The 3575-nt window shown below is 50.2% G+C and carries 4 protein-coding genes; 1 reads left to right on the top strand and 3 read right to left on the bottom strand.

The annotated features are described in order from the left end of the window. Nucleotides 1–235 (top strand): hypothetical protein (locus VFO10_RS30610; RefSeq protein ID WP_325145839.1); only part of this gene is annotated, 235 nt, incomplete at its 5' end. Nucleotides 236–509: 274 nt separating this feature from the next. Here VFO10_RS30610 and VFO10_RS30605 read toward each other — a convergent pair. The 3 genes from VFO10_RS30605 to VFO10_RS30595 are packed head-to-tail and all read right to left on the bottom strand — an operon-like array spanning nt 510 to nt 3398. After that, nucleotides 510–1709 (bottom strand): hypothetical protein, encoded by a 1200-nt coding sequence (locus VFO10_RS30605; protein ID WP_325145838.1) that lies wholly within the window; start codon nt 1707–1709, stop codon nt 510–512. A 38-nt stretch (nt 1710–1747) separates the two neighbouring features. Continuing rightward, nucleotides 1748–2851, bottom strand: coding sequence for a hypothetical protein (locus VFO10_RS30600; protein ID WP_325145837.1), 1104 nt, complete (start codon nt 2849–2851; stop codon nt 1748–1750). Further along, on the bottom strand, nt 2748–3398 hold the full coding sequence (locus tag VFO10_RS30595) for a hypothetical protein (RefSeq protein ID WP_325145836.1): 651 nt from the start codon (nt 3396–3398) through the stop codon (nt 2748–2750). Before VFO10_RS30595 ends, VFO10_RS30600 begins: the two co-directional genes overlap by 104 nt. Nucleotides 3399–3575 lie beyond the last annotated feature (177 nt).

Genomic DNA, 3575 nt, shown 5'->3' with positions numbered 1-3575 from the left:
GTTGAAAGAAGAAGTCGATCGCATCATTGAGGCTTGGGAAAGTGTGGTGAAGGCCCCGGTGAGTCCGCGGCAGAGGGAGACGTTTCTGCAGCATTACATTCGGATCGGTGGGCATGAGATTCTTTATATGGAGCGTATTCTGAAGTTGATTTCAGATCCCGCTCTTCTAAAGCGAGCGCAGAGTATTAATTTTCTTTTTTCGGGGTTTGATTTTACAGTGTGCGAAATACCATAGGCGAACGATGAGACTGATAGCAAACGTCATGTTCGGTCCTGAAAATCTGGCATCCACCGGGTTGGGTGCCGTATATTCAATGCGGCAGGACCATTCCACGTCTTACGCAATAGGAATCGAAAGTTCACATTATGATGCTGTTGATTCTGCGGCGTCATTTTCAAGACATAATTTCTACGAGTCACCGATTTCATTCGGATGACTTGATTTCGTGATGCGTACTGGACTTTTAAAGCGACACGGACATTCAACACTTCAGAACCTGACTCTGTGCTTATTGCTGAGGAGTCTGGTCAGGGCTGTCACCTGAGGTCACCGGAGGCAAAAAATAATCCCGCAGGGTCTCCCGATAGGAGGCGGCCAGGACTTTCTCTACCAGCTGTCGTGAGCTATCATCCAAGGGTTTTGCAAGTCCGGGCGGCATGAAGCCATTGTGTAGATAAATCGTGATGACACCGGCAATGGTGTCGTGTATGGGATTTTGAAAAGAACCGTTATGACAGCTGTTACACCGGGTATTTTGATTGAGCAGAGTCAGCTCGTCCGCTGTCACGGGTCTTCCTGCAAACAGGCTCGCCCGCTCCATGGTGAGGGTGCCTGAGGTTCCCATGCCAGGGATATTTTCCGGCGGATTATAAATGGGGTGATGCGTCCGCGCGGGATAAAGTTTTCTGGCATCATTAATCATTTTCACTCGGGCGGCCTGTTCAGGATCGTCCAGAGCAGGCAATCGCAGAGGCTTGCCGCTGTAGTGACAACCGAAGCAGTTGGCATCGAGGTTGGACAGACCCGGCTCGATAAGGAACTTCTCTTTTTTAGGCTGGAGCCTGGACGCTCGCAGATAACTCGCATAGCCGCTCCCTGAAGGCTCAAGAGAAATGAAAAGCATGGATTCCAGAGTTCGCTGTACCTGCACCCATTGATTCAGCTGAGGCCGACCGGGCCAACCGGGAATGAAAAGAAGGGAGGAAATACCCCCCACAACGGAATTCGGATAGTCAGCCGCTATTACGTCCCCCAGACCCTGCTGACGACGCTCTTCATTCCACGTCTTCACAAGCGCATCGACCTCGGCTTTGTTGAAGGTGACAAGAGCCTGAAGCAAAGCTGATTCGCTCAGATAGGGACCGGCAGGAGTCGCCGCGATACTATCACGCTCATAATCCTCGAATGCTCCTGCAGCTCCATAAGGTCGACAGGATTTACGAAAGATCAATTTTACGAAGGGCAGAAACCTTTGTTCGGCGCGGGATCTCAGTTCCTTATCCTGCATCTGCGGCGCATACGTGCTGACATTCCTAATAGTGGCGTCAATCTCCGGACACCATATTCCGAAAAATTGGTCCTCGGTTTCGTTCACCATGGATGTGATTGCAAAGACGTCCGACACGTACTGATTTTCAGAGTTTTTCTGAGCGAAAGTGGGACTTGACAGAAGAAGCGTATTGAAAAGGAGCAGGTTGAGGAAACGCATGTTTTGTACCCTCGTAAAAGAAGATGGTGGAAAAAAAGTTAACTCCCATTTCGAGCTTTCGTCCACATCGCAAAGGGAGCAGACGGGACGCCTTCAGCCAGGATCTGACCGGGCTCAGGCGAAATACCGAAGAGCGCGCCCGTTAAAATACACATGATAACGCCAAAAAACTCAAGGCCGAGGAAGAGAGCGATTCCCACGTGCATACCCATGATGCCAGCGATCCAGATCCAGCGCGTGAATCGTGGCCAAATGAAGATGATATAGCCTATTTCAAAGAGGAGGGTCATCCAGCCAGCAAAGATGAAGAAGAAAGGCCAGTGGCCCAGCCGAGTGAAATCAAAGTGCTGATAAAGGGGAAGAGTCAGAGCTCTCCATATAAGGTCGCCGTTCCACCATTGTTCACTCTGCGCTTTCCAAAGCCCTGTCGCCAGATAACTCATGGCCAGTTGAATCTGCATGGCCCGCAATCCCAATCGGTTGACAGCTGAAGGTTCTGCGGGTTCACTCCGGCGCCAGGCATCCACCGACCAGCAGTCTCCCGAACGGGTAAACATAAGGTAGAACAGAAAAACGTGGGCATACATGTCCACTCCGTAGTGAAGTGTAAACGCCGAATTGTAGATGGTCCAATGGAAAAACCACGTGAGCACACTGAACAATCGTGTATAAAGTCCCGAAGCGAGAAAGATAAGGGAAATAAGATAGCTGACGGAAACAATAACAATCGAGGTCGGTTCGGAAAATGGCAGGAGCCATTGCATTAGCCAGGTGATGTTGGGTATATTCGGGAGTGCGGAAGTCCATAGGGCATCAGCGACCGGTTTTTGAATGAAGCCGTCACTCGAAAGAAATGGAAACATCCAGTCACGCAGAACCACGGCTTGAATAAGAAGTAACGCCGTAATGCCGATCCGCACTGCTGCCAAAGGTCGAGCTGTGGCAGGTTTGAAAAAAAACTCCCGCATCTTGAGTTTGAGCGCCGCCCATACTTGTGGCTGATCGAGCGCGTTTGCGACGTGGGCCCTTCCTTTCATGCTATTCCACCTTTCCCGCCTTGGAAAATTCAACTTCATAAATCTGCTTCCATTCTGGTGGAGGCTGGGTCCCGAAATTTTTGAGGCTATGCGGTCGATACTCATCAATCGCAACCGCTACGGTCTCGGCCTCGGGGTACCGTCCGAAGATGGTTCCCGCCAATGAAGCTGCGATGCGGCGACGCATGATACCTGGCGATTCTTCGCGCCATTGCAGGACAAAGAGGTTGTAGATAGAGCTGATGCGGAGATTGGCTTCACGGTTGTCGGGGCTTAGCATTTCGACGTTTTGGGTCACACCATGCACATCTTTGATTGTAAAGCGCGCCCTAATTTGGGATTTAATGCCTGGCGAAAAAAATGCGTACTGGTAATTCGCCCCGGACGCTTCGCGGTAGTATTGCAACCAATCCGATGTTTTTCCCAGTCTTTGCCAATGATATCCGACGCCACTCAGAGCCACCATGGCAAAATGAAAAGTGATGAGAAGGAAAAATATTCCGCTTAACATTCGACCGCAGCGCAGCCCTTGGAAGAGTGTAGTGCCAGGCTTCATAAACTCCCAAAGTAAACCTGACATGGAACCAGAACGAAGTTTGAAGGCAGAGGTTTGCATGACAATATACCCCCCAAAGGCAAGCGCTTCGACCACTCACTCTCGCAGAGTATCAGGAACTCAATCGAGTTCCCTCAAGTTTGGACAAAACTAGGCCACGGCTGTCGATATTATTGTTGATTTATCAAAATGCAGTCGTGGTCCGTCCATTGCAAATTCGACTTTTTCCAGCAGTTCCCGCCTAAACTCTGTCAGCAAGTCTGAGAAAGTAAC

This window comes from Oligoflexus sp. (assembly GCF_035712445.1).
Taxonomy (GTDB): domain Bacteria; phylum Bdellovibrionota_B; class Oligoflexia; order Oligoflexales; family Oligoflexaceae; genus Oligoflexus.
This window is presented reverse-complemented; position numbering and strand designations above follow the sequence as displayed.

What these genes read in the sequence shown, in the direction of transcription:
- VFO10_RS30605 (WP_325145838.1), bottom strand. Translation starts at nt 1,709, where the DNA reads ATGCGTTTCCTCAACCTGCTCCTTTTCAATACGCTTCTTCTGTCAAGT.
- VFO10_RS30600 (WP_325145837.1), bottom strand. Translation starts at nt 2,851, where the DNA reads ATGAGTATCGACCGCATAGCCTCAAAAATTTCGGGACCCAGCCTCCAC.